The organism is Variovorax restrictus (genome assembly GCF_051216715.1).
GTDB lineage: Bacteria > Pseudomonadota > Gammaproteobacteria > Burkholderiales > Burkholderiaceae_C > Variovorax.
In genome coordinates this window covers 2,016,987-2,040,757 of the sequence record NZ_JBPJZH010000001.1, presented here as the reverse complement: position 1 = coordinate 2,040,757, position 23,771 = coordinate 2,016,987, and the positions used below count along the sequence as shown (strand labels likewise).

25 protein-coding genes are annotated in these 23,771 nt (G+C 68.9%); 19 read left to right on the top strand and 6 right to left on the bottom strand.

What is annotated here, in order from left to right; translation table 11 throughout:
* Nucleotides 1-147 precede the first annotated feature (147 nt).
* Together ACSFA0_RS09665 and ACSFA0_RS09660 are read left to right on the top strand one after the other, a co-directional pair.
* Complete coding sequence (locus ACSFA0_RS09665; protein WP_435449970.1) at nt 148-1,176, top strand: hypothetical protein; 1,029 nt, start codon at nt 148-150, stop codon at nt 1,174-1,176.
* Between the two features lie 110 nt (nt 1,177-1,286).
* Entirely contained in the window at nt 1,287-1,538 is a 252-nt protein-coding gene (locus ACSFA0_RS09660; protein WP_435449969.1) for a hypothetical protein, read from the top strand.
* Nucleotides 1,539-1,583: 45 nt separating this feature from the next.
* Here ACSFA0_RS09660 and katE read toward each other — a convergent pair whose 3' ends face one another.
* Entirely contained in the window at nt 1,584-3,800 is a 2,217-nt protein-coding gene (gene katE, locus ACSFA0_RS09655; protein ID WP_435450938.1) for a catalase HPII, read from the bottom strand.
* Nucleotides 3,801-3,826: 26 nt separating this feature from the next.
* Nucleotides 3,827-3,973: a hypothetical protein gene (locus ACSFA0_RS09650; protein WP_435450937.1), complete on the bottom strand. Its 147-nt coding sequence runs from the start codon at nt 3,971-3,973 to the stop codon at nt 3,827-3,829.
* Between the two features lie 274 nt (nt 3,974-4,247).
* Between ACSFA0_RS09650 and ACSFA0_RS09645 the strand changes: the two genes are divergently transcribed.
* On the top strand, nt 4,248-5,069 hold the full coding sequence (locus ACSFA0_RS09645; RefSeq protein WP_435450936.1) for a transglutaminase-like domain-containing protein: 822 nt from the start codon (nt 4,248-4,250) through the stop codon (nt 5,067-5,069).
* A gap of 9 nt (nt 5,070-5,078) precedes the next feature.
* On the opposite strand, the gene ligD is transcribed toward ACSFA0_RS09645, so the two are convergent.
* The 3 genes from ligD to ACSFA0_RS09630 form a co-directional block, all read right to left on the bottom strand.
* Nucleotides 5,079-7,634 carry a DNA ligase D gene (ligD, locus tag ACSFA0_RS09640; RefSeq protein ID WP_435449968.1) on the bottom strand — a complete coding sequence of 852 codons (2,556 nt, stop codon included), beginning with the start codon at nt 7,632-7,634 and terminating at the stop codon, nt 5,079-5,081.
* 11 nt (nt 7,635-7,645) lie between these two features.
* Nucleotides 7,646-8,644 (bottom strand): non-homologous end joining protein Ku, encoded by a 999-nt coding sequence (ku, locus tag ACSFA0_RS09635; RefSeq protein WP_435449967.1) that lies wholly within the window; start codon nt 8,642-8,644, stop codon nt 7,646-7,648.
* Nucleotides 8,645-8,721: 77 nt separating this feature from the next.
* Nucleotides 8,722-9,678, bottom strand: coding sequence for a succinylglutamate desuccinylase/aspartoacylase family protein (locus ACSFA0_RS09630; protein ID WP_435449966.1), 957 nt, complete (start codon nt 9,676-9,678; stop codon nt 8,722-8,724).
* Nucleotides 9,679-9,765: 87 nt separating this feature from the next.
* Between ACSFA0_RS09630 and ACSFA0_RS09625 the strand changes: the two genes are divergently transcribed.
* Complete coding sequence (locus ACSFA0_RS09625; protein WP_435449965.1) at nt 9,766-10,044, top strand: hypothetical protein; 279 nt, start codon at nt 9,766-9,768, stop codon at nt 10,042-10,044.
* On the opposite strand, the gene rpe is transcribed toward ACSFA0_RS09625, so the two are convergent.
* Nucleotides 10,034-10,729 carry a ribulose-phosphate 3-epimerase gene (gene rpe / locus ACSFA0_RS09620; protein WP_435449964.1) on the bottom strand — a complete coding sequence of 232 codons (696 nt, stop codon included), beginning with the start codon at nt 10,727-10,729 and terminating at the stop codon, nt 10,034-10,036. The genes ACSFA0_RS09625 and rpe overlap by 11 nt on opposite strands.
* Before the next feature lie 51 nt (nt 10,730-10,780).
* Between rpe and apaG the strand changes: the two genes are divergently transcribed.
* The 15 genes from apaG (at nt 10,781) to ACSFA0_RS09545 (ending at nt 23,756) form a co-directional block, all read left to right on the top strand.
* Nucleotides 10,781-11,176: a Co2+/Mg2+ efflux protein ApaG gene (gene apaG / locus ACSFA0_RS09615; RefSeq protein ID WP_435449963.1), complete on the top strand. Its 396-nt coding sequence runs from the start codon at nt 10,781-10,783 to the stop codon at nt 11,174-11,176.
* 46 nt (nt 11,177-11,222) lie between these two features.
* Nucleotides 11,223-13,190 (top strand): site-specific recombinase, encoded by a 1,968-nt coding sequence (locus tag ACSFA0_RS09610; RefSeq protein ID WP_435449962.1) that lies wholly within the window; start codon nt 11,223-11,225, stop codon nt 13,188-13,190.
* Nucleotides 13,187-14,461: a cation:proton antiporter gene (locus ACSFA0_RS09605; RefSeq protein ID WP_435449961.1), complete on the top strand. Its 1,275-nt coding sequence runs from the start codon at nt 13,187-13,189 to the stop codon at nt 14,459-14,461. The genes ACSFA0_RS09610 and ACSFA0_RS09605 overlap by 4 nt, the downstream gene beginning before the upstream one ends.
* Complete coding sequence (locus ACSFA0_RS09600; protein ID WP_435449960.1) at nt 14,458-15,624, top strand: YbdK family carboxylate-amine ligase; 1,167 nt, start codon at nt 14,458-14,460, stop codon at nt 15,622-15,624. Before ACSFA0_RS09605 ends, ACSFA0_RS09600 begins: the two co-directional genes overlap by 4 nt.
* A gap of 5 nt (nt 15,625-15,629) precedes the next feature.
* Nucleotides 15,630-16,604, top strand: coding sequence for a thiamine-phosphate kinase (gene thiL / locus ACSFA0_RS09595; RefSeq protein ID WP_435449959.1), 975 nt, complete (start codon nt 15,630-15,632; stop codon nt 16,602-16,604).
* Nucleotides 16,605-16,680: 76 nt separating this feature from the next.
* The gene (locus tag ACSFA0_RS09590) at nt 16,681-17,175 is read left to right on the top strand and encodes a phosphatidylglycerophosphatase A family protein (protein WP_435450935.1); all 495 of its coding nucleotides are present in this window, start codon (nt 16,681-16,683) and stop codon (nt 17,173-17,175) included.
* 174 nt (nt 17,176-17,349) lie between these two features.
* Nucleotides 17,350-17,967 (top strand): class I SAM-dependent methyltransferase, encoded by a 618-nt coding sequence (locus tag ACSFA0_RS09585; RefSeq protein ID WP_435449958.1) that lies wholly within the window; start codon nt 17,350-17,352, stop codon nt 17,965-17,967.
* Between the two features lie 130 nt (nt 17,968-18,097).
* Nucleotides 18,098-18,595 (top strand): CinA family protein, encoded by a 498-nt coding sequence (locus ACSFA0_RS09580; protein WP_435449957.1) that lies wholly within the window; start codon nt 18,098-18,100, stop codon nt 18,593-18,595.
* Between the two features lie 13 nt (nt 18,596-18,608).
* A complete protein-coding gene (locus ACSFA0_RS09575) occupies nt 18,609-19,097 on the top strand; it encodes a nuclear transport factor 2 family protein (RefSeq protein ID WP_435449956.1) in 489 nt (162 codons plus the stop codon).
* Between the two features lie 20 nt (nt 19,098-19,117).
* A complete protein-coding gene (locus ACSFA0_RS09570; protein WP_435449955.1) occupies nt 19,118-19,426 on the top strand; it encodes a GNAT family N-acetyltransferase in 309 nt (102 codons plus the stop codon).
* An 80-nt stretch (nt 19,427-19,506) separates the two neighbouring features.
* Nucleotides 19,507-20,175, top strand: a complete 669-nt coding sequence (locus ACSFA0_RS09565; RefSeq protein WP_435449954.1) for a nitroreductase family protein — start codon at nt 19,507-19,509, stop codon at nt 20,173-20,175.
* A complete protein-coding gene (locus ACSFA0_RS09560) occupies nt 20,165-22,036 on the top strand; it encodes a PhoX family protein (RefSeq protein ID WP_435449953.1) in 1,872 nt (623 codons plus the stop codon). Before ACSFA0_RS09565 ends, ACSFA0_RS09560 begins: the two co-directional genes overlap by 11 nt.
* A 22-nt stretch (nt 22,037-22,058) precedes the next feature.
* Entirely contained in the window at nt 22,059-22,448 is a 390-nt protein-coding gene (locus ACSFA0_RS09555) for a DUF488 domain-containing protein (protein ID WP_435449952.1), read from the top strand.
* A 7-nt stretch (nt 22,449-22,455) separates the two neighbouring features.
* Nucleotides 22,456-23,358 (top strand): CoA transferase, encoded by a 903-nt coding sequence (locus tag ACSFA0_RS09550; RefSeq protein WP_435449951.1) that lies wholly within the window; start codon nt 22,456-22,458, stop codon nt 23,356-23,358.
* 146 nt (nt 23,359-23,504) lie between these two features.
* Nucleotides 23,505-23,756: a hypothetical protein gene (locus ACSFA0_RS09545; protein ID WP_435449950.1), complete on the top strand. Its 252-nt coding sequence runs from the start codon at nt 23,505-23,507 to the stop codon at nt 23,754-23,756.
* Nucleotides 23,757-23,771: the final 15 nt, after the last annotated feature.

Here is a 23,771-nt window from a genome sequence, read left to right as displayed (position 1 = left end):
AACGACGAGCCACGGCGTTCGCCAGCCACGGGCACGCTCGCCGCTTCTGATTGCTTTTGTTGTATTGCCATGCGCGTGTCGTCTTTGTGTGTCCGTCCTGACCTGATCGCTCGGCCGATCCCTCTTGGTGCCGTCGTTGTCGCCACCTTGTTGGGCCTCGTCGGCTGTGGGGGCGGCGGCGGCGGTAGCGGCGGTGCGGGCGGCGGCACGGCCAGCCAGGTCGCCGCGGCGTCCGAAGCGCCACCGGTCGACACCATCGCGCCGGCGTCGGGCGAGAAAGTCCCGTCGTCAGGGTATGCGGACGCTTCGGGCGACCTGGCCGCATGGACCTACTACCAGGCGGCACGCACGCAATGCGGCTTCGGCGCGCTCGAACAGAACGCCGCGCTCGCACTCGCCTCGCGTGCCCATGGCCAGTACCTGCTGGCCGAAGGCAGCGACGGTGCCTACGCCACCGGCCACGACGAACCCCAGGTCAACAACGCCTTCTTCACCGGCGCACGCGCCACCGACCGCGCCCAGTTCGCGGGCTACGGCCCGTACGTCATCGAACTGCTGACGGCGTCGACCGAAACCTATGTGTCGGCCGTGCCCATGCCCGAGCCCACAAGCGCCGAACGCGGAGAGCGGGACATGCGTTCGCTGCTGAACTCGGTCGCTCACCTGCGTGGCGCGATGGCCGCCGCGCGTGTCGGCGGGCTGGCCGTCGTGACGAAGCACGACCGCCAGACCCAGCCCGACGGGATGACGACTCTCGTCATGAACCAGCGCCTGGGCTTGCTGGTGGGGCGGCAGGAAACGCCCCCGCTGCTCGGCGCGGGCAAGGTGGCGAGCTACCCCTGTGCGGCCAGCGTCGACATCGACTACGCCTTCGCGCCCGCGACCGAAGAGCCCAATCCGTTTCCGGAGATCACCGACACCACGGTGCAGATGGGTCCCCCGATCTACCTGCGCACCGACGAGGGCGGCGACCTGCGGGTGACGGCCTACACGCTCAAGGACAGCACGGGCGCCGTCGTGCCCGTGCGCACCGATGCCGTACCGCGGAGTGGCCATGAATTCTTCATGGTCCCTCAGAGTCCGCTCACGCCGAACGCGCGCTACAGCGTCGACCTCGAAGGCACTGCGAACGGGGCGGCGTTTCACCAGCACTACGACTTCCAGACACGCTCCTGAGGGCGACAGCTTGCTTCCGAGGCTCGCGGGTTGGCGCGGCGGCGGCTGACAGTGTGGGTGACCGGGCGATGCAACGATTGTCCGGTTCAATCACAGCTTTGGAGCACCTCATGAAGAAGATTCTTTTCGCCACCCTGGCATCCCTGGCGTTGGTCGGCGGCGCGCACGCGCAGCTCGGCAAAGCCGCATCGGAAGCCACCGATGCCACGAAGCACAAGATCGACGAGAAGCGCGCGGACAGCGAAGCGAAGAAGAGCGGCCCCGTGGGCAAGGCCGTCAACAACGTGAAGTCCGGCTACCACAAGAACCGCGCGGAGAGCTCCGGCGAAAAGGCAAAGAAGGCCTTGAAGAACGCGGGCTGATGCACCGGCTGTGCGCACCGTCCGGTGCGCACAGTAACCACGCCTTCAGGCCGGCACTGATTCGATGTTGGCGCGGTCCCAATGCCGATGTTTGGCGATGGCCGCGATGAACGCGGTGGCGATCTCGGTCGCAGCGGTCGTGTCGCCGAGGTTGGTGACCGGGGTCGTAGCCACCACCACGCCGGCCGGTGCGGACGAAGCATCGTCACTCACGCCGACCATCGACAGCACCTCCACACCCTCGCCCACCGTGCAGATCGCCTTGCAGTGCTTGAAGGCTTCCAGCGCGAAGTGCAACGCCTCACCGTTCTGGCGCAGCGCCGTCGCGCCGTCTTTGCCCGCGGGGATGAGCACCGCGTCGAACATGATCGAGGGCATCGCGGCATAGGTCGCGTCGACTTCGATCTGCCGCTTCGACGCACTTGCTACCGTCCCCAGACGCGGGCCGATCACCTTGCACTGCGCGCCGGCGGCTTCCAGTGCTTCGCGAATGGGCTTCAGCGAGGCCGAGTCGACACCATCGGCCACGAGAATCGCAATCTTCCGCGTCTTGACCGTGCCGTTGCCCGTATCGACCATGCGCAACGCCGGCGACTCCTCCAAGGTCAGTGCCATGCGGTGATCGCGAAAGCCCGGCCGACCCGCCGCCGCCCGGGCGTCGGGCGCGCCGATGCCGAGTGGCTCCGCCACGCGCCGTGCCAGCTTCTCGTCGACGTGCGCCAGGTTGTCGACCATGCGCTGCCGGATCGCCGGCACCTCGAGCTTCGACAGCTCGAAGCGGAAGGCCGCGACGATGTGTTCCTTCTCCGCCGTGCTCTGGCTGTTGAAGAACAAGCGTGCCTGCGTGAAGTGATCGTCGAAGGACGCACTGCGGCGGCGGATCTTCGGGGGTTCGATCTCCTCCGGGAAGGACTGGAAGCCGCCGCTCTCGCCGTCGACGCGGTATTCCGCGCCACTGCCGAGCGTGTTCGGCTCGTAGGCGACCTGACCACGCGCAATAGTCTGGCGATGCATGCCGTCGCGCTGGAAGTTGTGGAACGGGCAGACGGCCTTGTTGATCGGCAACTCGTGGAAGTTCGCGCCGCCGAGCCGCGAGATCTGCGTGTCGGTGTACGAGAACAGCCGGCCCTGCAGGAGCGGGTCGTTGCTGAAATCGATGCCCGGCACCACGTGGCCTGGGTGAAAAGCCACCTGCTCGGTCTCGGCGAAGAAGTTGTCGGGGTTGCGGTCGAGCACGAGCCGGCCAATCTTCTGTACCGGTACCAGTTCCTCCGGGATGAGCTTGGTCGGGTCCAGCAGGTCGAAGCCGAGCGAGTGCTCCTTGTCCTGCGGAATCATCTGCACGCCCAGTTCCCATTCCGGGAAGTCGCCGTTCTCGATCGACTCCCAGAGGTCGCGACGATGGAAGTCGGGGTCCTTGCCGGCGAGCTTCTGCGCCTCGTCCCAGGCCAGGCCGTGGATGCCCAGCTTGGGCTTCCAGTGGAACTTGACGAAGTGCGACTCGCCGCGTGCGTTGACGAAGCGGAAGGTGTGGACGCCGAAGCCCTCCATCATCCGGTAGCTGCGCGGAATGGCGCGGTCGCTCATGGCCCACATCAGCATGTGGGTGCTCTCGGGCATCAGCGAGGCGAAATCCCAGAAGGTGTCGTGCGCACTCGCGGCCTGCGGCATCTCGTGGTGCGGCTCGGGCTTGACGGCGTGGATCAGGTCGGGGAACTTCATCGCGTCCTGGATGAAGAACACCGGGATGTTGTTGCCCACCAGGTCGTAGTTGCCCTGCTGCGTGTAGAACTTGACGGCGAAGCCGCGCACGTCACGCACCGTATCGGCGGACCCGCGGGAACCGGCGACGGTCGAGAAGCGCACGAAAACGGGCGTCTTCTGCACGGGGTCCTGCAGGAAGTCGGCGCAGGTGAACTGCGACATCGACTTGTAGACCTGGAAATAGCCGTGTGCTGCTGCACCGCGGGCGTGCACTGCGCGCTCGGGAATACGTTCGTGGTCGAAGTGGGTGATCTTCTCGCGGAGGATGAAGTCCTCCAGCAGTGTCGGCCCGCGCACGCCCGCCTTCAGCGAGTTGTGGTTGTCCGGAATGTGCAGGCCCTGGTTCGTGGTCAGTTGCGACGTGGTGTCCTGGGTGAATCCCGCCAGCTGCAGTTGCTTGCTGTTCGGGCCGTCGCTGGCCTTCGGGCGGCGTCCGGCCGCGGCCCTGTTACGTGGGGTCATTCGGTTCCTTGAAGTCGGTGAAGCGGTGCCGTCCAGGCACCCGGAGAAAGACGATGTCGGGCTCAGTTCGGCTCGGTGTCCAGGAACATGTCCAGGGCATTCACCAGGGCCAGAAGGCCCACTGAGCCCGCGACACCCGCCACGGCCCAGATCAGGAATTCGTCCATGGCGGGGCTGTTCAGCACATTGACCAGGCTGGAGAAATCCATTGATGACCTCGGATGGTGGGGCGCGTGTGGAGGAACAGCGCCTAGCGTAGGCGTGCCATGCGCCACACACCGTAGTGGCGCCGCGCTCGCCCGCGTGGGAGCGCCCAGGCGATTCCGGTAGGAGCCGACCGACGCATCAGCCTCGGCCTACGCCGGTTCGGGTCGGCCGCACCGGCCGGCGCGAGCACGTTGGGCCTACGATCGGTCATCCATCGGCCCGATCGGGCACCGAACCTGCTTGATGCCCCTCATCCCCTCTTCGCAAAGCGACGCCATGCTCATCCAGATCGGCTACGACATCGAAATCGGCGTCACGGCGCCCACCTCGCTCATCTACATGCTTCAGGTTCACCCCTCACGCAGCGGTGACGTTCAGGGCAGCGAGAACATCACCATCAGCCCGCCGCTGCAGACCGACCACTACCAGGACAGCTTCGACAACTTCTGCGCCCGCGTGCATGTGCCCTATGGGGTGAACAGCGTTCGACTGCGCAACAACGCCGTCGTGTACGACAGCGGCTGGCCTGACCCGGTCGACTATGGCGCCATCGAGCACCCGGCCGCCGACCTGCCGGTGTCGACGCTCGCTTTCGTGCTGCCCAGCCGCTACTGCGAGGTCGACAGCGAGCTGCTGGCCTTTGCCTGGTCGCAGTTCGGCAACGTCACGCCGGGCTGGCACCGGGTGCAGGCCATCTGCGACTTCGTGCACAACCACCTGCGTTTCGACTACCAGCAGGCCCGCGCGACACGCACTGCCCTCGAAGGCTTTCGCGAGCGGGTCGGCGTGTGTCGCGACTTCACGCACCTGGCGATCACGCTGTGCCGCTGCATGAACATCCCGGCGCGCTATGTCACGGGCTACCTCGGCGACATCGGCATCCCGCCGGTGCCCTACCCGATGGACTTCAGCGCCTGGTTCGAGGTCTACCTCGGCGACCGCTGGCACACATTCGACGCGCGCCACAACACGCCGCGCATCGGCCGCATCGTGATCGCGCGCGGCCGCGACGCGGCGGACGTGCCGATCACGATGGTGTTCGGCGCCAACACGCTGAACCACTTCAATGTCGTGACCGACGAAGTGACGAACGCCTGAGCGGCCCTTTCAGGACTCGGTCGGCTTGAAGTCGACCATCTTCATCGGCTTGGCCAGGCCCTTGCGGCCTTTTTCCCACGCGTCCCAGGGCGCGTTGCCGACGGTGAAGCGTTCAGGTGCCGTCTTCAAGGTCCAGTGCGCGCCTGAGCGGAGCGACGGCAGTTCCTCCCAAGCCACGGGCACCGACACGCCCAGGCCCGGGCGGGCACGCACCGACCAGGCGCTCACCGTGGTCGCGCCGAAGCCGTTGCGCAAGTAGTCCACGAAGATCTTGCCGACGCGGTTGCGCGGGCCGCTCTTGGCGACGAAGCGCTCCGGAATGGTCTGCGCCAGGTGCTGCACCACCGCCTGCGAGAAGCCCTTGACGTCGTCCCAGCCGTAGTGGCGGCGGATCGGCACCAGCACGTGCAGCCCCTTGCCGCCGCTGGTCTTGAGAAAGCCGACCAGGCCCAGCTCGTCGAGCAGCGTGCGCATCAGCAGCGCCGCCTCCTGCATGTGCGACCAGTCGACGCCCTCGCCCGGGTCCAGGTCGAAGGTCATGCGGTCGGGGCGATCGATGGCGCTGGAGGTCGCGTTCCAGGTGTGCAGTTCCACCACGTTCATCTGCGCTGCCGAGACCAGGCCTTCGGCGCGATCGATCTGCAGCAGCGGGTCGTGGTCGCGGTCGAGCGACGGGTCGAGCATCGTGATGCCCGGCATGTCGGTGCCCTTGGCATGCTTCTGGAAGAACAGCTCGCCGCCGATGCCCTCGGGCGCACGCACCAGCGACACCGGCCGGCCCTTGAGGTGCGGCAGGATGAGCGACGAGGCCTGCGCGTAGTAGTCGACCAGCTCGCCCTTGGTGACGCCGCTGTCGGTGTCAATCACGCGGTCGGCGTTGGTGATGCGGGGCGTGGAGGTCGAGCTGGCTTTCTTCATGGACGTCTTTCTGGGCGCTGCCGAAGCCTGGGCCGGCGGCCCCACGGCGACCGCCTTCTCGCGAACGATCTGCCGTGCGGGCTTGTCGGTGCGCAGGCCCTGAAACACGCTGTGCCGCACGCGGTGGTCCCGCGTCCATTCGCCGAAGCTCACCTCGGCGACGAGCTGCGGCTTGACCCATTGCGCCTTCACCGAACGCGGCACGCCGGCATCGCCCTTGACGAAGGGCGAGCGGTCGGTGGTCAGCTTGTCCAGCCGCGCCTTGATGTCCGCCAGGCGGCTGCCGTCGAAACCGGTGCCCACGTTGCCGCAATAGTGCAGCGCGCCCTGTTCGTCGTGCACGCCCAGCAGCAAGGCGCCGAAGCCGGCGCGCGAGCCCTTGGGCGCGGTGTAGCCGCCGATCACGAATTCCTGGCGCTGGTGGCTCTTGAGCTTGATCCAGTCGGACGAGCGGCGCGACACGTAGGCCGAGCCCTTGCGCTTGCCGATCAGCCCTTCGAAGCCCAACGCGGTGACGGACGCGAGCAAATCGCGCGGCGGTGCGTCGAAGCTCTCGCTGAAACGCAGGCGTGGCGCCAGGTCCTCCGTCAGAAGTGCGACGAGCCGCTCGCGCCGTGCCTCGACCGGCTGTTCGCGCAGATCCGTACCATTGACGAAGGGCAAGTCGAAGACCCAGTAGACGATCGACGCGGTGGATCGCCGCTCGAAGGCGTTTTGCAGGCCTTGAAAGCTCGGCACATCGTTCTCGCCCTGCACCACGATCTCGCCGTCGAGCCAGGCCGAGCGCACATCGAGCTGAGCCAGCGCCTTCGCCAACTCGGGCAGCTTGTCGGTCCAGTCATGGCCGTTGCGGGTGAAGCAGCGTACCCGGCCCTTGTCGACGTGCGTGAGGAGCCGGTAGCCGTCGAACTTGAGTTCCCAGAGCCAATCGTCGACGTCGCCCGGCGGCGACGTGGCGAGGGTTGCGAGCTGCGGCGCGAAGGTAGCCGGAAGCGCGACCGCGCGGGTGGAGGGCTTCCGCGATGAGAGCTTTCGGGCCGCTGTCTTCGCCGATGGCTTCTTCCCCACCGTCGGTGCATCGACGGACGCCCCGGTGACCACACTGTCCGGCAACGCCTCGGTCACGTCGTAGTCAGCGAGCGGGCGCGCTTCGACATCCTTTTCCTTGATCAGCAGCCAAGGCTCCTGCTTCTCGCCCTTGCCACGCATGCGCACCAGCGTCCAGTGGCCGCGCAGCTTCTCGCCGCGCAGTTCGAACTTGAGCTTGCCGGCCGCCAGTGCCTTGCGCGCATCGCCCACATCACCATCAGGCCGCCATTCGCCACGGTCCCAGACGATCACGGTACCCGCACCGTACTGGCCCGGTGGGATGGTGCCTTCGAAGCCGCCGTAGGAAATCGGGTGGTCCTCGACATGCACCGCCATGCGCTTGACCTGCGGGTCGAGGCAGGGCCCCTTGGGCACCGCCCAGCTCACCAATGTGCCGTTGAGTTCGAGTCGGAAGTCGTAATGCAGGTGGCTCGCATGGTGCTTCTGGACCACGAAGGCGAGCACGCCCTTGGCCGACTTGCCGCCGCTGCGCGGCTCGGGTGTCTTGGCGAAGTCGCGCTTGCGGTGATAGGGAGCGAGTGCCTCGCGTGCGCCCATGGTGCGGCCCCTCAGGCGGCGCGACGCTTCGCGGGCGCCTTGGCCGGCGTCTTGGAAGCCGCAGTCTTGCGGGCGGGCGTCTTGGTGGCCTTGCCGGCCTTGGCGCTCGACTTGGCCGCAGGCTTGGACTTCGTGGAGCGCGCCGACGCTTCGTCATCCTCTTCCCCATCCGAGCCCGTCGCCGCCTTGCCGCCCTTGCGCAGGCTGCGCTGCAGCAGTTCGGTCAGGTCGATGATCTTTGCGCCGCCGCTGCTGCCCTCTTCCGACGGCTCCGGCTGGGTCACGGATTCGGTGTCGCCGGCCGCGACCTTTTGGTCGACCAGCCGCATGATCTCGTCCTTGAACGAGTCCTTGAACTCGTCCGGGTCCCAGTCGGAACTCATGTCCTCGACCAGCTCGCCGGCCATCTTCAACTCGCGCTCCGACAGGCCTGCGGCCTTGGCGCTCTCGGCCGGCAGCGGCAGGTCTTTCCACGACCGGATGTCCGCGCCCCAGCGCAGCAGGTTCAGCACCAGGCCGGGGCCGGAGGGCACGAGCACGGCGAGATGCTGCTTGGTCTGGATCACGACGCGCGCCACGCCCACGCGACCGGTGCGCTGCAGCGTCTCGCGCAGCAGCGCATAGACCTTGGCACCGCGGTTGATCGGTGCGACGTAATAAGGCCGCTCGAGGTAGACGAAGGGAATGCTGTCGGCCGGGACGAAGGTCTCGATCTCGACGGTCTGCGTGGTCTTGGGGTAGGCCGCGGCGATCTCCGCATCGGTCAACACCACGTACTGGCCGTCTTCGTAGGCAATGCCCTTGACGATCTGCTCCTTGGTGATTTCCTTGCCGGTCTTCTTGTTGATGCGCTTGTAGCCGACCGGGTCCATCGTGCGCTTGTCGAGCCAGTCGAAGTCGATGCTGTGGTCGGTAGTGGCCGAGTAGAGCGCGACCGGGATGTGTACCAGGCCGAAGCTGATGGCGCCCTTCCACAGGACGCGGGGAGCGGGTGAATGCGATGCGGGCATACGGAATCCTCCAGTCTTCGAAGGTACGTCGCCCTCCGCTTCACCGATGTAGGAACGCCGCTTCGCGCGTCGTGGGCCTAAAGCCGCCGATCGCTTTCTACCGCGAAATAGAACCACTCAGCACCTGGCTGCGCTTCGGTATTCGGGAAGATCACGAAGCCGTCGCGCTCGGCGTGCAGCACGCGGCCGTCGGCACGCATGGCGATCGGCTCGCCCTTGGCCACCGGGTCGAAGGTGGCCCATTCACGCACGAACTGGTCTTCTTCGTCGTCGCGGTCGGTCACGCTGACCAGGCGCAGCAGCGCGGGCTGCGGCGGTGCGACGGCGTCACCCGCCACCATGCCGAGCAGGCGCAGCGCCGAATGGATGGCCGCGTGCGCCACGTCCGGCGCGGCGGGGTCGGCGTGCTGGCCGCATTCGAGCGTGACGCCGTAGCCGCCGCGGCTGCGCATGTATTCGTTGGTGCCCCAGCCGAAGGCCAGCGCCGCGTCGTCGGCCGGCGTGCCGCCCGCGCGCTGCGCCAGGCCGGCGGCGTAGATGTCGAGCCAGCCTTCGACCACGCACGGCGTGCCGATGTGCAGCGCCAGCCGGCCCTCTTCGGCAGCGCGCGAGAAGGGCTCGAGCGTGCCGATGTTGTCGCGCGGGCCGATCATCGCGAAAGCCTCGCCCGCGCTCTGGAAGGAATGCAGGTCGAGCAGCACCTCGTGGCGGTCGAGCAGCGGGCACAGCAGGTTGGTGATGCGCGCTTCGTAATCGGCCGGCGCCTCGCTCGGACGGAAGGAGCGGTTGAGGTTGCGCTCGCCCTCGCGCTGCATCAGTCGCCGCGCCAGCGGGTTCGCCACCGGCACCATGGTGAGTTGGCCGCGGAGCAAGGTGAGCGCGCCGCTGTCGAGTTCGGCGACGGCGCGCTCGATGCCGACGGTGCCGCAGGTCTCGTTGCCATGCACCCCGCCCAGCACGATGAGGCGCGGGCCGGGCTCGGTGGAAGCAAAACTGTGAATGCGGAGGGTGTCTTGGAGCAGTGAATCGGCCATCGCCGACGATCCTACAGGGGCCGGCCCGCCGGTCCTACCGGACTTTTCCGCAGCGCATGGCACAAGAAGAAACTACAGGAGCAAGCCATGGTCACCACCCCACGCAACAAAGACAACCAGCCGCGCGACACCGACGCCGTGCGCCCCGACCAGGACGGCAAGACCAAGGTCCAGCAAGGCGGCGAGTCGGCGCCGAAGCTGCCGCATGAGCGCGACGAATCGTCGGGCAGCCAGCAGAACCAGGATGGATCGGCAGCGGCGACCGAACTCGGCCAGCGTGCCCACGACGATGTGGAGCGCGGCGTGGTCGACACCAGCCGCGGCGCGGAGGCCGACCGGACCTACAACGACAAGGTCAAGCCGTAACGGTACCGAGGTTGGCGCGCATCGCCGACACCACGCTGGCGTAGTCCTTCGCATTGAAGATCGCGCTGCCCGCCACGAAAGTGTCGGCACCGGCAGACGCCACGCGGGCGATGTTGTCGGCTTTGATGCCGCCATCGACCTCGAGTCGGATGTCCCGCCCGCTCTGCTCGATGCGCTTGCGCGCCTGCTCGATCTTGCGCAAAGCCGAATCGATGAAGCTCTGGCCGCCGAAACCGGGGTTTACGCTCATGATCAGGATGAGGTCAATGTCGTCGATCGCCCAGTCGAGCGCTTCCAGCCCGGCCCCGGGGTTGAACACCAGCCCCGGCTTGCAACCCGCCGCGCGGATCGCCTGGATGCTGCGGTGCACGTGCGGCGACGCGTCGGCGTGAAAGCTGATGTAGTCGGCGCCGGCCTGCGCGAAGGCGGTGGCCAGCGCATCGACCGGCTGGATCATCAGGTGCACGTCAATCGGCACCGGCGTGCCGTCGACCTTCTTGGCATGCGGCTTGAGGGCCTGGCAGACCATCGGGCCGAAGGTGAGGTTCGGCACGTAATGGTTGTCCATGACGTCGAAATGGATCCAGTCGGCGCCGGCGGCGATCACCTCGGTCACCTCGGCGCCCAGGCGCGCGAAGTCGGCGGAGAGGATCGAGGGCGCGATGCGGTAGGTGGGGCTGCTCATGGCGGTGATTGTCGCAGCGTGCGGGGCGGTCGCAGCCGTTACCATCCCCGCATGTCCCAGCCCGCCATGCACATCGCCGTCGAGCCGCGATACCTCGCCGACCAGTCCTCCCCCGAGGCCCACGTCTACACCTTCGCCTACACCATCACCGTGACCAACACGGGCGACGTACCGGCGCAGCTCATCGCGCGCCACTGGCTGATCAACGACGTCTCGGGCCATGCGCAGGAGGTCAAGGGCCTCGGCGTGATCGGCCAGCAGCCCCTGCTGGCGCCGGGCGAATCCTTCCGCTACACCAGCGGCTGCCGCCTGCAAGCGGCGAGCGGCACGATGCACGGCAGCTATTTCTTCGTGAGCGAGGCGGGCGACCGTTTCGACGTGCCCGTGCCGATGTTCCTGCTGGAAGCCGACGCCCCGGGCGCCCCGGCTTCGCGCGTGCTGCACTGACGCGCACACTGCCCCCCATTCCGCACATCTCGCACGCCCCCCACGGATGAGCGCCCCGCGCGATCTGTCGACCCTGCTCGCCCGGCTCGACCCGACGGCGGACGTGGCCGCGCGCCACGTCTGGCTGATCGAACTCTTCGACTGGCTGCGCGGCGACCGCAGCACGCCCAACGCCGCGGCGGCGCGCGTCGGCCTGCTGCTCGACGCCATCGACGCCCGGCCGGCGCTGCGCGCCCAGGCGCAGGCCTGGTGGGCCGCGTTCATCCGCGACGTCGACCTGACCACGCTGTTGGCCGACTACGGCTTCGCGCCGCGCACCGCCTTCCTGAGCGAGCTGACCGACCGCCTGCGCCGCAAGCTGCTGCCCGGTACGCCCGAAACCACGGACGCGTCGGAGCTGTTCCGCATGGTGCTGCCGGGCGATTTCGACGCCCGCTGGATCGCGCTGCTCGACGACGCGGCCTTGGCGCGCATCGGCGCGGTACTGGCCGATGCGCCGGCAGACGGCACGCCCCGCTGGCGCCACACCGTGATGGACGCCGTGACCTACTGCAGCAGCCAGGTGGTCGCGGCCGGCTTCTCGCCTGAGCTGCGGCTGCGCATGAGCGACGCGGCGCGCGCAGCGCGGCCCTTCCACGCGCTCATGGCCGAACTCGATGACCTGCGCGACGCCATGTTCGACAAGCCGCATGAGGAGGCCGAACTGCAGGCCGCATTCATCGCCTTCCGCGACCGGCTCGACGCCTGCCGCGCCGGCGCCTCGTCGGTCTACACCCACCTCGAAGACCACGGCATCTCGGTCGGCCTGGTGTTCCGCGTGCGCCAGTTGCGCGAGCGCGTGCTGCGCATCCGCGAGCTGCTCGACTGCCTGATGGCACCCGCGCCGCACGCCAGCGTGGCGCGCCTGGTCGGCCGCCTGGTGGCGGCCGGCGGCGAGCGCAACAGCCTGCGCGCCCTGGTCGCGACCAACTCGTCGATGCTGGCCGCCAAGGTCACCGAGCGCAGCGCCGAGGCCGGCGAGCACTACATCACCCGCGACCGCGGCGCCTACCTGCAGATGGTGCGCAAGGCAGCCGGCGGGGGTGCGCTGACCGCGCTCACGGTGCTGCTCAAGTTCGGCATCCTGGCGCTGGGCCTGTCGGCCTTCTGGGCCGGCCTCGGGTCGGGGCTGATGTACGCCGCCAGCTTCGTGGCGATCCAGCTGCTGCACCTCACGCTCGCCACCAAGCAGCCGGCCATGACGGCGCCGGCGATGGCCGCCAAGCTGCGCGACCTGAAGGCCGACGGCGCCGTCGACGACTTCGTCGACGAGGTCACGCACCTGGTGCGCTCGCAGGTCGCGGCGGTGCTGGGCAATGTGGGCACAGTGGTGCCGGTGATGCTGGCCATCGGCGCCGGCACGCAGTGGGCGCTGGGCCGGCCGCTGATCGATGCGGCACACGCGCGAGAGGTGCTGCACGGCCTGTCCCTGGCCGGCCCGACCTTGTTCTATGCCGGGTTCACGGGCCTGCTATTGTTCGCGGCCAGCATCGTGGCGGGCTGGACCGAAAATGCCTTCGTCCTGCATCGCCTGGATTCCGCCATGCGTTACAACCCCCGCATCGGTGCCGTGCTCGGCGCCGAACGCGCCCGCCGTTGGGCCGACTTCATGCGCACACACATCTCCGGTTTCGCGTCGAACATCTCGCTGGGCCTGATGCTGGGCCTGGTGCCGGCGTTTGCAGCTTTCTTCGGGCTCGGGCTCGACGTGCGCCATGTCACGCTGTCGGCCGGCCAGATCGGTGCGGCCGCCGCGTCGCTCGGCCCCACGGTGCTTCACGAGCCCGCGCTGTGGTGGGCCGTGGCCGCCGTGCCGGCCATCGGCGCGCTGAACGTCGGCGTCAGCTTCTATTTCGCCTTCCGCCTGGCGCTGCGTGCGCACAGCGTGAGCGGTCTCGACCGGGCCCGCATCCGCCGCGCCATCTGGGCGCGCCTGCGCAGGCGGCCGGCGAGCTTCTTTATCCCTTCCCGATGACCTCCTTCATTCCCGCCGACATCCTCGGCTTCTGGGCCGACTGGGTACGCCCGTCCGCCGGCCTGCCCACCGTGCTGTGGTCGCTGCTGCTGGCGGCCGCGGCCGCCTCCGGCCACCTGGTGCAGCGCTACATGGGCATGCCCAAGGTGGTCGGCTATTCGGTCGTCGGCACCGTCGTCGGCCTGGCCGGCTTCGAAGGTGCGCTGTGGCCGCTGCAGGGCATCCCGCTGTTCCTGCTGGAACTCGGCGTCGCCATCGTGCTGTTCGAGGCCGGCGGCCGGCTGCCGCTGCGCTGGTTCCGCCACAACCCGATGGTGCTGCTGCAGAGCCTGCTCGAATCGGCGCTGACCTACTTCGGCGTGTTCTGGACGCTGCACTGGCTGGGCGTGCCCAACCCTGTGGCCAACCCGGTCGCGCTGATGGCCATCGTGGCCTCGCCCGCGGTGCTCAGCCGCGTGGTGATGGACACGCGCGCCTCCGGCCCCGTGACCGAACGCGCCCTGACGCTGGCCACGCTCAACACCTTCTACGCGCTCGCGCTCGGCTATGCCCAGGCCGGCCTGCTGGAGCGCGGCCCGGCCGGGCTCATGAACAAGCTCTACCCGGTGCTGGTGGTGTTGGGCGTGTCCTTCGTGGTGGGTGCGGTGCTGGCGCTGGCGCTGCGCTCGGCGCTGCGCGTGATGAGCCCGACCAGCGAGAACACCTCGATCCTGCTGCTGGCGCTGATCGGCGTGGGCGCGGCGCTCGCGGCGCATTTCGGTGGCGCCGCGCCGCTGGCCGCGCTCATCGGCGGCATCCTGCTCAAACAACTCAACCCCAAGCCCTGGGCCTGGCCGCGGCAGCTGGGCACGGCTGCCTCGCTGCTGACCATGCTGATGTTCGTGCTGGTGTCGATCGTCGCCGCGCAAGGCGACTGGAGCCTGCCGGTGGCCAGCCTGGTGCTGGCGGTGATCGGCGTGCGTCTGCTCGCCAAGATCGCCGGTGTGGCGATCGCCAACCCCGGCAGCGGCGCGAGCTGGAAGCAGGCCTTCTGGGTTGGCTGCGCAATGTCGCCGCTGTCGTCGATCGCGCTCTTGATCGCATCGAACTTCGCCACCGCCTCGCCGCTGCTCGGCGCGATGATCTCGCAGATCGCGCTGCCGGCCATCCTGGTGATGGAGGTGGTGGGCGCGGTGCTCGCCACCGTCGCCATCCATGCCTCCGGCGAAAGCCTCAAGCCCTGGCTGCCCGATGTGTTCCGCGGCACCGACGACCGGGAGACGCAACGATGAGCATCGCCAACCTGCCCAAGCGCCCGGGCGACCGAACGGTCGAACTCGAGCCCTTCAACAAGTCCGAGGCGCTGTCGCTCGGCGTCGAGCTCGAGCTGCAGCTGGTCAACACCAACGACTACGACCTCGCGCCCTATGCCGAGGACATGCTGCGCCTGATGGCGCAGACCCCGCTGCCCGGCAGCGTGGTGCCCGAGATGACCTCGAGCATGATCGAGATCTCGACTGACATCTGCCATTCGGCGCAGGACGTGATCGACCAGCTCACGCCGATCCGCGATGCGCTGGTACGCAACGCCGACAAGCTCAACATCGCGGTGGTGGGCGGCGGCACGCACGCCTTCCAGCAGTGGCACGAGCGGCGCATCTACGACAAGCCGCGCTTTCGCGAGCTCTCGGAGCTGTACGGCTACCTGAGCAAGCAGTTCACCATCTTCGGCCAGCATGTGCACATCGGCTGCCCCGACGCCGACGCGGCCCTGCTGATGCTGCACCGCATGTCGCGCTACATCCCGCACTTCATCGCGCTGTCGGCCTCGTCGCCGTATGTGCAGGGGCAGGACACGCAGTTCGACTCGGCCCGGCTCAATTCGGTGTTCGCCTTCCCGCTGTCGGGCCGCGCGCCCTTCACGCTCTCGTGGCGCGAGTTCGAGGCCTACTTCGCCAAGATGACCCGCACCGGCGTCGTGCGCAGCATGAAGGACTTCTACTGGGACATCCGGCCCAAGCCCGAGTTCGGCACCATCGAGATCCGCGTGTTCGACACGCCGCTGACCGTCGAGCGCGCCGCGGCGCTGGCCGGCTACGTGCAGTCGCTGGGCGCATGGTTCCTGGCGGAGCAGCCCTTCACGCCGACCGAAGACGACTACCTGGTCTACACCTACAACCGCTTCCAGGCCTGCCGCTTCGGGCTGGACGCGGTGTACGTCGACCCCGCCACCGGCGAGCACATGCCACTGCGCGAGCACATCCTGATGACGATGACGCAGCTCGAATGGCACAGCGAGGCGCTGGGCGCCACGAGCCACCTGGCCGGGCTGCGCACCGACGTCGAAGCCAGCCGCAACGACGCGCGCTGGCTGCGCGAGAAGCAGGCCAAGGAGAACCTGCTGGCCGAGGTGGTGCGGCAGGCGGCGCTGCGCTTCAGGAACCCGACCAAGTGAGCGCGATGGGCGAATTCGATCTGATCGCGCGCTACTTCGCGCGGCCCGCCAAGCGCTCGCCATTGGGCACGGGCGACGACTGCGCACTGCTCGCGCCGGCGCCCGGCATGCAACTGGCCGTGTCGACCGACATGCTGGTCGAAGGCCGGCACTTTCTCTCGACCGTGGACCCGGCCCGCCTCGGCCACAAGGCGCTGGCGGTGAACCTCAGCGACCTGGCCGCCTGCGGCGCGAAGCCGCTGGCCTTCACGCTCGCGCTCTCGCTGCCGGCCGTCGATGAGGCCTGGCTCGAAGGCTTCTCGCGCGGGCTGTTCGCGCTGGCCGAGGCGCACGACTGCGAGCTTGTCGGCGGCGACACCACGCGCGGCCCGCTCAACATCTGTATCACCGTGTTCGGCGAAGTGCCGAGCGGTGCCGCGCTGTTGCGATCGGGCGCGCGGGTCGGCGATGACCTGTGGGTCAGCGGCACGCTGGGCGACGCGCGGCTGGCGCTCGAAGTCTTCCGCGGCGCGCTGAGCCTGCCGGGCGAACTGTTCGACATCGCGCGCCAGCGCATGGAGACACCGACGCCGCGCAATGCGTTGGGCCAGGCGCTGCAGGGCGTCGCGACCGCCGCGGTGGACGTGAGCGACGGCCTGATCGGCGACCTGGGCCACATCCTGCGCGCCAGCGGCGTCGGGGCGCAGGTCGACGCCGATGCCGCCGTGGCGCGCATGCGGCTGCCGGCTCATCCGCTCGCCGCGCAAGCGGCCTTGACACCCGAACTGCTGCGGCTGTGTGCGCTGTCGGGTGGTGACGACTACGAACTGCTCTTCACCGCACCGGCCGACCGGCGAGACGCGGTGGCCGCCGCCGCGCAACGGGCCGACACACCGGTCGCACGCATCGGCCGCATCGAGGCCGAGACCGGCCTGCGCATCGTCGACGCCAGCGGCACGCCGGTCACGCAGCGCTTCGGCGCCTTCGACCACTTCGCCTGAACCTTCGCCCGACCGAGAGCCTGCCGTGTCCGCTTCTCCCATCTATCCGACCGTGGCGCATCCGACGGTCCGCTTCATGCTCTCGCACCCCGCGCACCTGATCGCGCTGGGCTTCGGCTCGGGCCTGCCCCGCATCGCGCCTGGGACTGTCGGCACGCTGTGGGCCTGGGTCGCCTTCCTCGTGATGCAGCTGTGGTTGTCGCCGGCCACCATCGGCTGGGTGATCCTCGCGTCGCTGCCGATCGGCTGGTGGGCCTGCACCGTGACCGCGCGCCACATGAACGTGGCCGACCCCGGCCACATCGTGTGGGACGAGGTGGTCGCCTTCTGGCTGATCCTCTGGCTGGTCACGCCGGCCGGGCTGTGGGCGCAGTTCGCCGCCTTCGTGCTGTTCCGGATCTTCGACGCGGCCAAGCCCGGCCCCATCGCGTGGGCCGACGCCCTGTGCAAGCAGAAGGGCGCTGCGGCCGAGGACATGCGCTGGACCATCGCCGGCTTCGGCATCCTGTTCGACGACCTGGTCGCGGCCTTCTGCACGCTGATCGTCATCGCGCTGTGGCGGGCCTGGTGATGCAGGGAGCCACAGCGAGCGCGCCTTGCTCAAGTGATTGAGCCCAGCGAATCGAAGTCGGCGAGGTTTTCCCGCGAGGGGTGTGCTGTCGCATCCTCCGGCCGCCGCCTTCGGCCAGAAGCGGCGGCCCTTCGGACCGTGTAGAAACGCGCGTTACGAACTTCTTTTCTGGCTATGTCATCCACAGTTCCTGGCGCGGCCGGTTACGGCGCGAATGCATCGCTCTTGGCTTCACAGTACGAGAGCATCACCTTCGCCGAGGTCTACCGCGACCTGCTGCACCTTTTCCCCGCGCCGCCCCGCACAGTGCTCGACATCGGGGCGGGCTCGGGCCGCGATGCTGCAGAACTTGCGCGACGTGGCCACCAGGTCGTTGCCGTCGAACCGACAGCGGAGCTTCGCAACGAGGGGCAACACATCCACCGCGCTCTCCCGATCGAATGGATGGACGACCATCTACCAACGCTCGGAGCGCTGCGGCGGAGCAACCGGCGGTTCGATGTGGTCCTGCTCACCGCGGTGTGGATGCACCTTGACCAAGAGGAGCGCCACGCTGCAATGGAAGCAGTCGCAGAACTCACGGCCGATGGCGGTGCGATCTTCATGTCGCTGCGCCACGGTCCCATACCGGAAGGCAGAAGGATGTTCGACGTTTCTGCGAAAGACACCGTGCAATTGGCAGCACGTTACGGTTTGCGCTGTGATTGCGAAGCCGAACGCGAAGACATGCTCGGACGGTCGGACGTGAGATGGAGCTTTCTGGCGTTACGCAAGCGCGCCGCATCCAAGTAGCCTCTGCGTCCGCTCAAGGCGCAATCAGAGTCAGTACACAAGACGTGATGGGCTGCGCGGTGCAGGATCAGCATCGTGCGATCCCACCGTTGAGCCTGTAGGACGCGCTGACGCGGCATACTCGCCGGCGATGAACGACGCCAACGATTTCCTCCCCGACCTGGTCGCGCGCGTGGCTGAGCTGCTCGAACGCCGCAGCGCCCTGCTCGTGACCGCCGAAAGCTGCACCGGCGGACTGATCGCTGCCGCCTGCACCGAGCGCGCGGGCTCCAGCGCCTGGTTCGAACGCGGCTTCGTCACCTACTCCAACGAGGCCAAAACCGAAGCGCTCGGCGTCGACGCCGCGCTGCTCGCCGCGCATGGCGCCGTCAGCGAGCCGGTCGCGCGGGCGATGGCCGAGGGCGCCCTCGCCCATGCACGCGCGCAGGTGTCGCTCGCGGTCACCGGCATCGCCGGCCCGACCGGCGGCTCGCCGGACAAGCCGGTGGGCACCGTGTGGTTCGGCTGGTCGGTGGGCGGCGCCACGCGCACCGAACGCCGCCGTTTCGACGGCGACCGCGCGACGGTGCGCCAGGCCACCGTGGTCCATGCGTTGCAGACGCTGGCGACCCTGCTCGACCAGCCCTGAAGAAAGACGAAGCATGCTCGCCAACGAACAGACGATCCGCCGCTTCTACGACGCCTTCGCGCGCCTGGACGCCGACACCATGGCCGCCTGCTACGCGCCCGATGCGAGCTTCCGCGACGAGGTCTTCGACCTGCGCGGCGCACGCGAGATCGGCGGCATGTGGAAGATGCTGTGCGCCGGCACGCAAGCCAAGGGCGCGCATGTCTGGCAGTTGACCTACCGCGACGTGCAGGCCGACGCCGCGGGCGGCCAGGCGCACTGGGACGCCCACTACCTCTTCAGCGCCACCGGCCGCATCGTCGACAACGCGATCGACGCACGCTTCACCTTCACGCCCGACGGGCTGATCGCCACGCACCGCGACCGCTTCGCCTTCTGGACCTGGGCGCGCCAGGCGCTCGGCGTGCCCGGCCTGCTGCTGGGCTGGTCGCCCAGCCTGCGCCGCAAGGTGCGCGGCACGGCCGCGTCGAACCTCAAGGCCTTTCTCGCCCGCAACCCCTGACCCACCGCACGGAGCTCCCCATGGCTGACATCCAGATCACGAACAACGCCGACAAGCACCGCTACGAAGCCTTCATCGGCGCCGAGCTCGCCGGCTACTGCGAATACAACCTGCTGACCGACGCCATCATGTTCACGCACACCGAAGTGCTGGAGGCGCATGAAGGCCAAGGCGTCGGTTCGACCCTCGCCAAGCACGTGCTCGACACCGCGCGCAGCGAAGGCAAGCACGTGATTCCGGTATGCCAGTTCATCGCCGGCTACATCCGCAAGCACCGCGACTACGCGGACCTGGTGCGGCCGGACATCCAGCGGGCCTTCAAGATCTGAGGTCTCGGGCGCGGTGTCGTAGCACCCCCGAAATCGCAGCGGCGACGACGAGCCGTGCGTTGGCGCGGCATCATCGGCACATGCATCTCCACGACGCCATCGCCTCCCGCCGCTCGGTCCGCGCCTTCCTGCCCGACCCCGTACCGGCCGACACCATCCGCCGCGTGCTCGACCACGCCACGCGCGCGCCCTCGGGCGGCAACCTGCAGCCCTGGCACGTGGACGTGCTGGCGGGCGAACCGCTGGCCGCACTCAAGGCCCGCATGCAGGCGCTGCTGGCGGCGGGCACGCAGGAGACGCCCGCCTATGCGGTCTACCCGCCCGACCTGCCCTCGCCCTGGCGCGAGCGCCGCTTCCAGATCGGCGAGCAGATGTACGCACGGCTCGGCATCCCGCGCGAAGACAAGGTCGCGCGGCGCCGCTGGTTCGCGCGCAACTTCGCCTTCTTCGACGCGCCGATGGCGCTGTTCTGTTCGGTCGACCGCGTCATGGGCCCGCCGCAGTGGGCCGACCTCGGCATGTACCTGCAGACCGTGATGCTGCTGCTGCGCGACGAAGGGCTGGACAGTTGCGCGCAGGAATGCTGGGCGATGTATCCGGACACGGTGGGCGACGCCATCGCGTTGCCGCCGGGGCGCATGCTCTTCACGGGCATGTCGATCGGCACGGCCGACACGGCGCATCCGCTGGACGGCCTGGTGAGCGAGCGCGCCCCGCTCGAGGAAACGGTGCGCTTCCATGGCCTCTGACAAGCTCGCGCTCGACCGTCGCGGCTTCCTGCAGGCCGGCGTGGCCGCCACCGTCGCCCTGATGGGCGCGGGCTGCGCCATGCCGGGCCGCACCGACCCGGTGATGCTGGGCTTCGGCGCGGTGCCGCCGACGCTACACGACGGCATCACGCTGCCGCCCGAGTACCGCGCGCAGGTGCTCTACCCCTGGGGCACGCCGACCGGCATCGCCGGCGCCATGCCGGCCTTCGCGCCCGACGCCAGCAACAGCGCCGCCGACCAGGCGGTGCAGGCCGGCATGCACCACGACGGCATGCATTTCTTCCCGCTGGGCAACGACGGCACGCGGGGCCTGCTGGTGATGAACCATGAGTACACCGACGAGCGGCTGCTGCACACCGACGGCGTCACACGCTGGACGACGGAGAAGGTGCGCAAGTCGCTGCATGCGATGGGCGTGTCGGTGATCGAGATCGAGCGCAGCACCGACGGCTGGCGGCAGGTGCTGCCGTCGCGTTATGCGCGGCGCATCCACGGCGCCACGCCGATGCGCATCGCCGGGCCGGCGGCCGGCTCGCCGTGGCTGCGCACCGCCGCCGACCCGACCGGCACGCAGGTGCTCGGCACCTTCGCCAACTGCGCGATGGGCGTCACGCCCTGGGGCACCTACCTGACCTGCGAGGAGAACTTCCACGGCTACTTCGGCGGCCCGCCTGAGGCCGCTGCGCGCATGACGCCCGCGCAGCGCCGCTACGGCACGGTGCCGGGCGCGCAGTGGGTCGAGTACTGGCGCTTCGACGAGCGCTTCGACCTGTCGAAGCAACCCAACGAAGCGCACCGCTTCGGCTGGGTGGTCGAGATCGATCCCTTCGACCCGGCCAGCACACCGGTCAAGCGCACCGCGCTCGGTCGCAAGCGCCAGGAGAGCGCGACCTGCACGCTGACCCAAGACGGCCGCGTCGCGGTCTACATGGGCGACGACGCAGCCTTCGAGTGCATCTACAAGTTCGTCAGTCGCGAGAAGGTCCGCCCCGGCCAGGACGCCGCGGCCCGCGCCGCGAACCGCACGCTGCTCGACGACGGCACGCTGCATGTCGCGCGCTTCGATGCCGATGGCCGTGGCCGCTGGCTCGAACTCGTGCATGGCCGGGGCGGGCTGGACGCCGCTAACGGCTTCGCCGGCCCCGACGAGGTGCTGCTGCATGCCCGGCTCGCGGCCGACGTGGTCGGCGCGACGAAGATGGACCGCCCCGAATGGATCGCGGTGCACCCGCGCACCGGCGAGGTCTATGTCACGCTCACCAACAACAGCCAGCGCGGCACCGCCGGCAAGCCCGCCGCCGACGCCGCCAACCCGCGCGGCCCCAACCTCTTCGGCGGCATCCTGCGCTGGCGCGAGGACGGCGGCGATGCGGCCAGCACCGGCTTTGCGTGGGACCACTTCGTGCAGGCCGGCGACCCGGCCCTGCCCGACATCGGCGCGCGCTACCCGCGGGCCGACGACGACGCCTTCGGATCGCCCGACGGGCTGCACTTCGACAGCGGCGGGCTGCTCTGGATCCAGACCGACATGAGCGGCCAGGCGATCGGCACCGGCGCCCATGCCGCACTGGGCAACAACCAGCTGCTGTGCGCCGACCCCGCGAGCGGTCGCATCCGCCGCTTTCTGGTCGGGCCAAACGGCTGCGAGATCACCGGCTGCGTCGTGACGCCCGACCGCCGCACGCTGTTCGTCAATGTGCAGCACCCCGGCGAGCGCCGCGACGACGGCACCGGCGCGCTCAGCAGCGCCTGGCCCGACGGCACGCTGCCGGCCAGCACGCGCCCGCGCTCGGCCACGGTGGTCGTGCAGCGGCGCGACGGTGGCATCGTGGGCACCTGAACACGCACCTTAAGGAAAAGCCATGGCCATTCGCATCGTCCGCCTCGGCAGCCCCCGCGCACCCGGCGAGGGGCTGCGCATCGGCACCGTGCGGCGCCCGCCGCGCGGCGTGCCCAAGACCGAGTTCGCCGCCCAGGACTGGTACGACGTGTGGTACCCGAACCTCGCCCCATCGGCCGAAACCATGAAGCTCGGCCAGGCGGCCGAGACGCCGGCGCAATGGGCCGCGTTCACGCGCCTCTACCAGCGCGAAATGGCCGAGCCCGACGCCAGCCGCAACCTTGACCTGCTGGCCGCGCTGTCGCACCACGGTGCGATGGCGGTCGGCTGCTACTGCGAAGACGCGGCGCGCTGCCATCGCTCGCTGCTGCGCGACCTGCTGGCGCAACGCGGCGCCGACCTCATCGACTGACCTTGCCATGACCAAGCTTCCTCTTGCCCCCCTCGCCGGCAACCGCGTGCTGAGCCTCGCCCTCAACCTGCCCGGCCCCGCCGCGCTGATGCGTTGCCGGGCCATGGGCGCCGAATGCGTCAAGTTCGAGCCGCCCGCTGCTGCCGGGTCATCGGCCGATCCGATGAGCCTCTACGCGCCGGCGGCCTATGCCGAGATGCACGAAGGCATCGCGTGCGTGCAGGGCGATCTCAAGACGCCAGAAGGCCGTGCGCAGCTCGACCAGGAACTGGCCTGCACCGACGTGCTGATCACCTCCTTTCGCCCCTCCGCGCTCGACAAGCTCGGGCTCGGCTGGGAGGCGCTGCACACCCGCCATCCGCGCCTGTCGATGGTCGCGATCGTCGGCGCGCCGGGCGCCCGCGCCGAGGAGCCCGGCCACGACCTGACCTACCTGGCCGAGAGCGGCTTGGTCACCGGCTGCGACCTGCCGCCCACGCTCTACGCCGACATGGCGGGCTCGCTGATGGCGAGCGAGGCCGTGCTGCAGGCATTGCTGCACCGCGGCATGCACGGCAGCGGCACGCACATTGAGGTGGCGTTGTCGGACGCCGCCCACTACCTCGCGCTGCCGCGCCACTGGGGCCTCACCCGGCCCGGTGGTTCGGTTGGGGGCGCGCATGCGGGCTACCGCGTTTACCCGTGCCGCGACGGACGTGTGGCCCTCGCGGCGCTGGAGCCGCACTTCGCCCGCCGGCTGTGCGTCGCGGCGGGCCTGGGTGTGGACGCGGGCGACGCGATGTTCCGTTCTTCTACCCACGCGGCCATCGCGGCCTTCCTTCAGGAACGTCACTGCGACGAGATCGAAGCGCTCGCCAACCAGCATGACCTGCCCCTGCACGTCCTGCGCGAAGGGACCGGGCCGGGGTAAGCCCAAAGTGTCACGCCGTCACAAAACTGTCACACGAGACTTGCGACAATCGCCCGGAATCCCGGCCGTCGCTCGCGTCTTCATTCAACCGGACAAACCCGGTGACCACGGCCCCGGGTCTGCCTCTATTCCTTGAAGGATCCCTCGTGAACGCCATCAAATCCGCCCGCAAGTTCATCGTTGCCAACCCCTCGAGCGAGACCGCACGCACGCTCGCGCAGCTCGTGCTCGCGCTCGAATCCGAAACGCAGTTCAATGTCGCCGAGCTGTACAAGCTCGACCTCGAGACCTTCGAGATCGCCATCGACATCCTCAAGGAATGGCGCATCGACCGCTACTACGCCGGCAAGGCGAAGTTGTTCGACCTGTCGGTGCAGGTGACCGGTCTGCCGAGCTGAGTCGCGCAAACACCA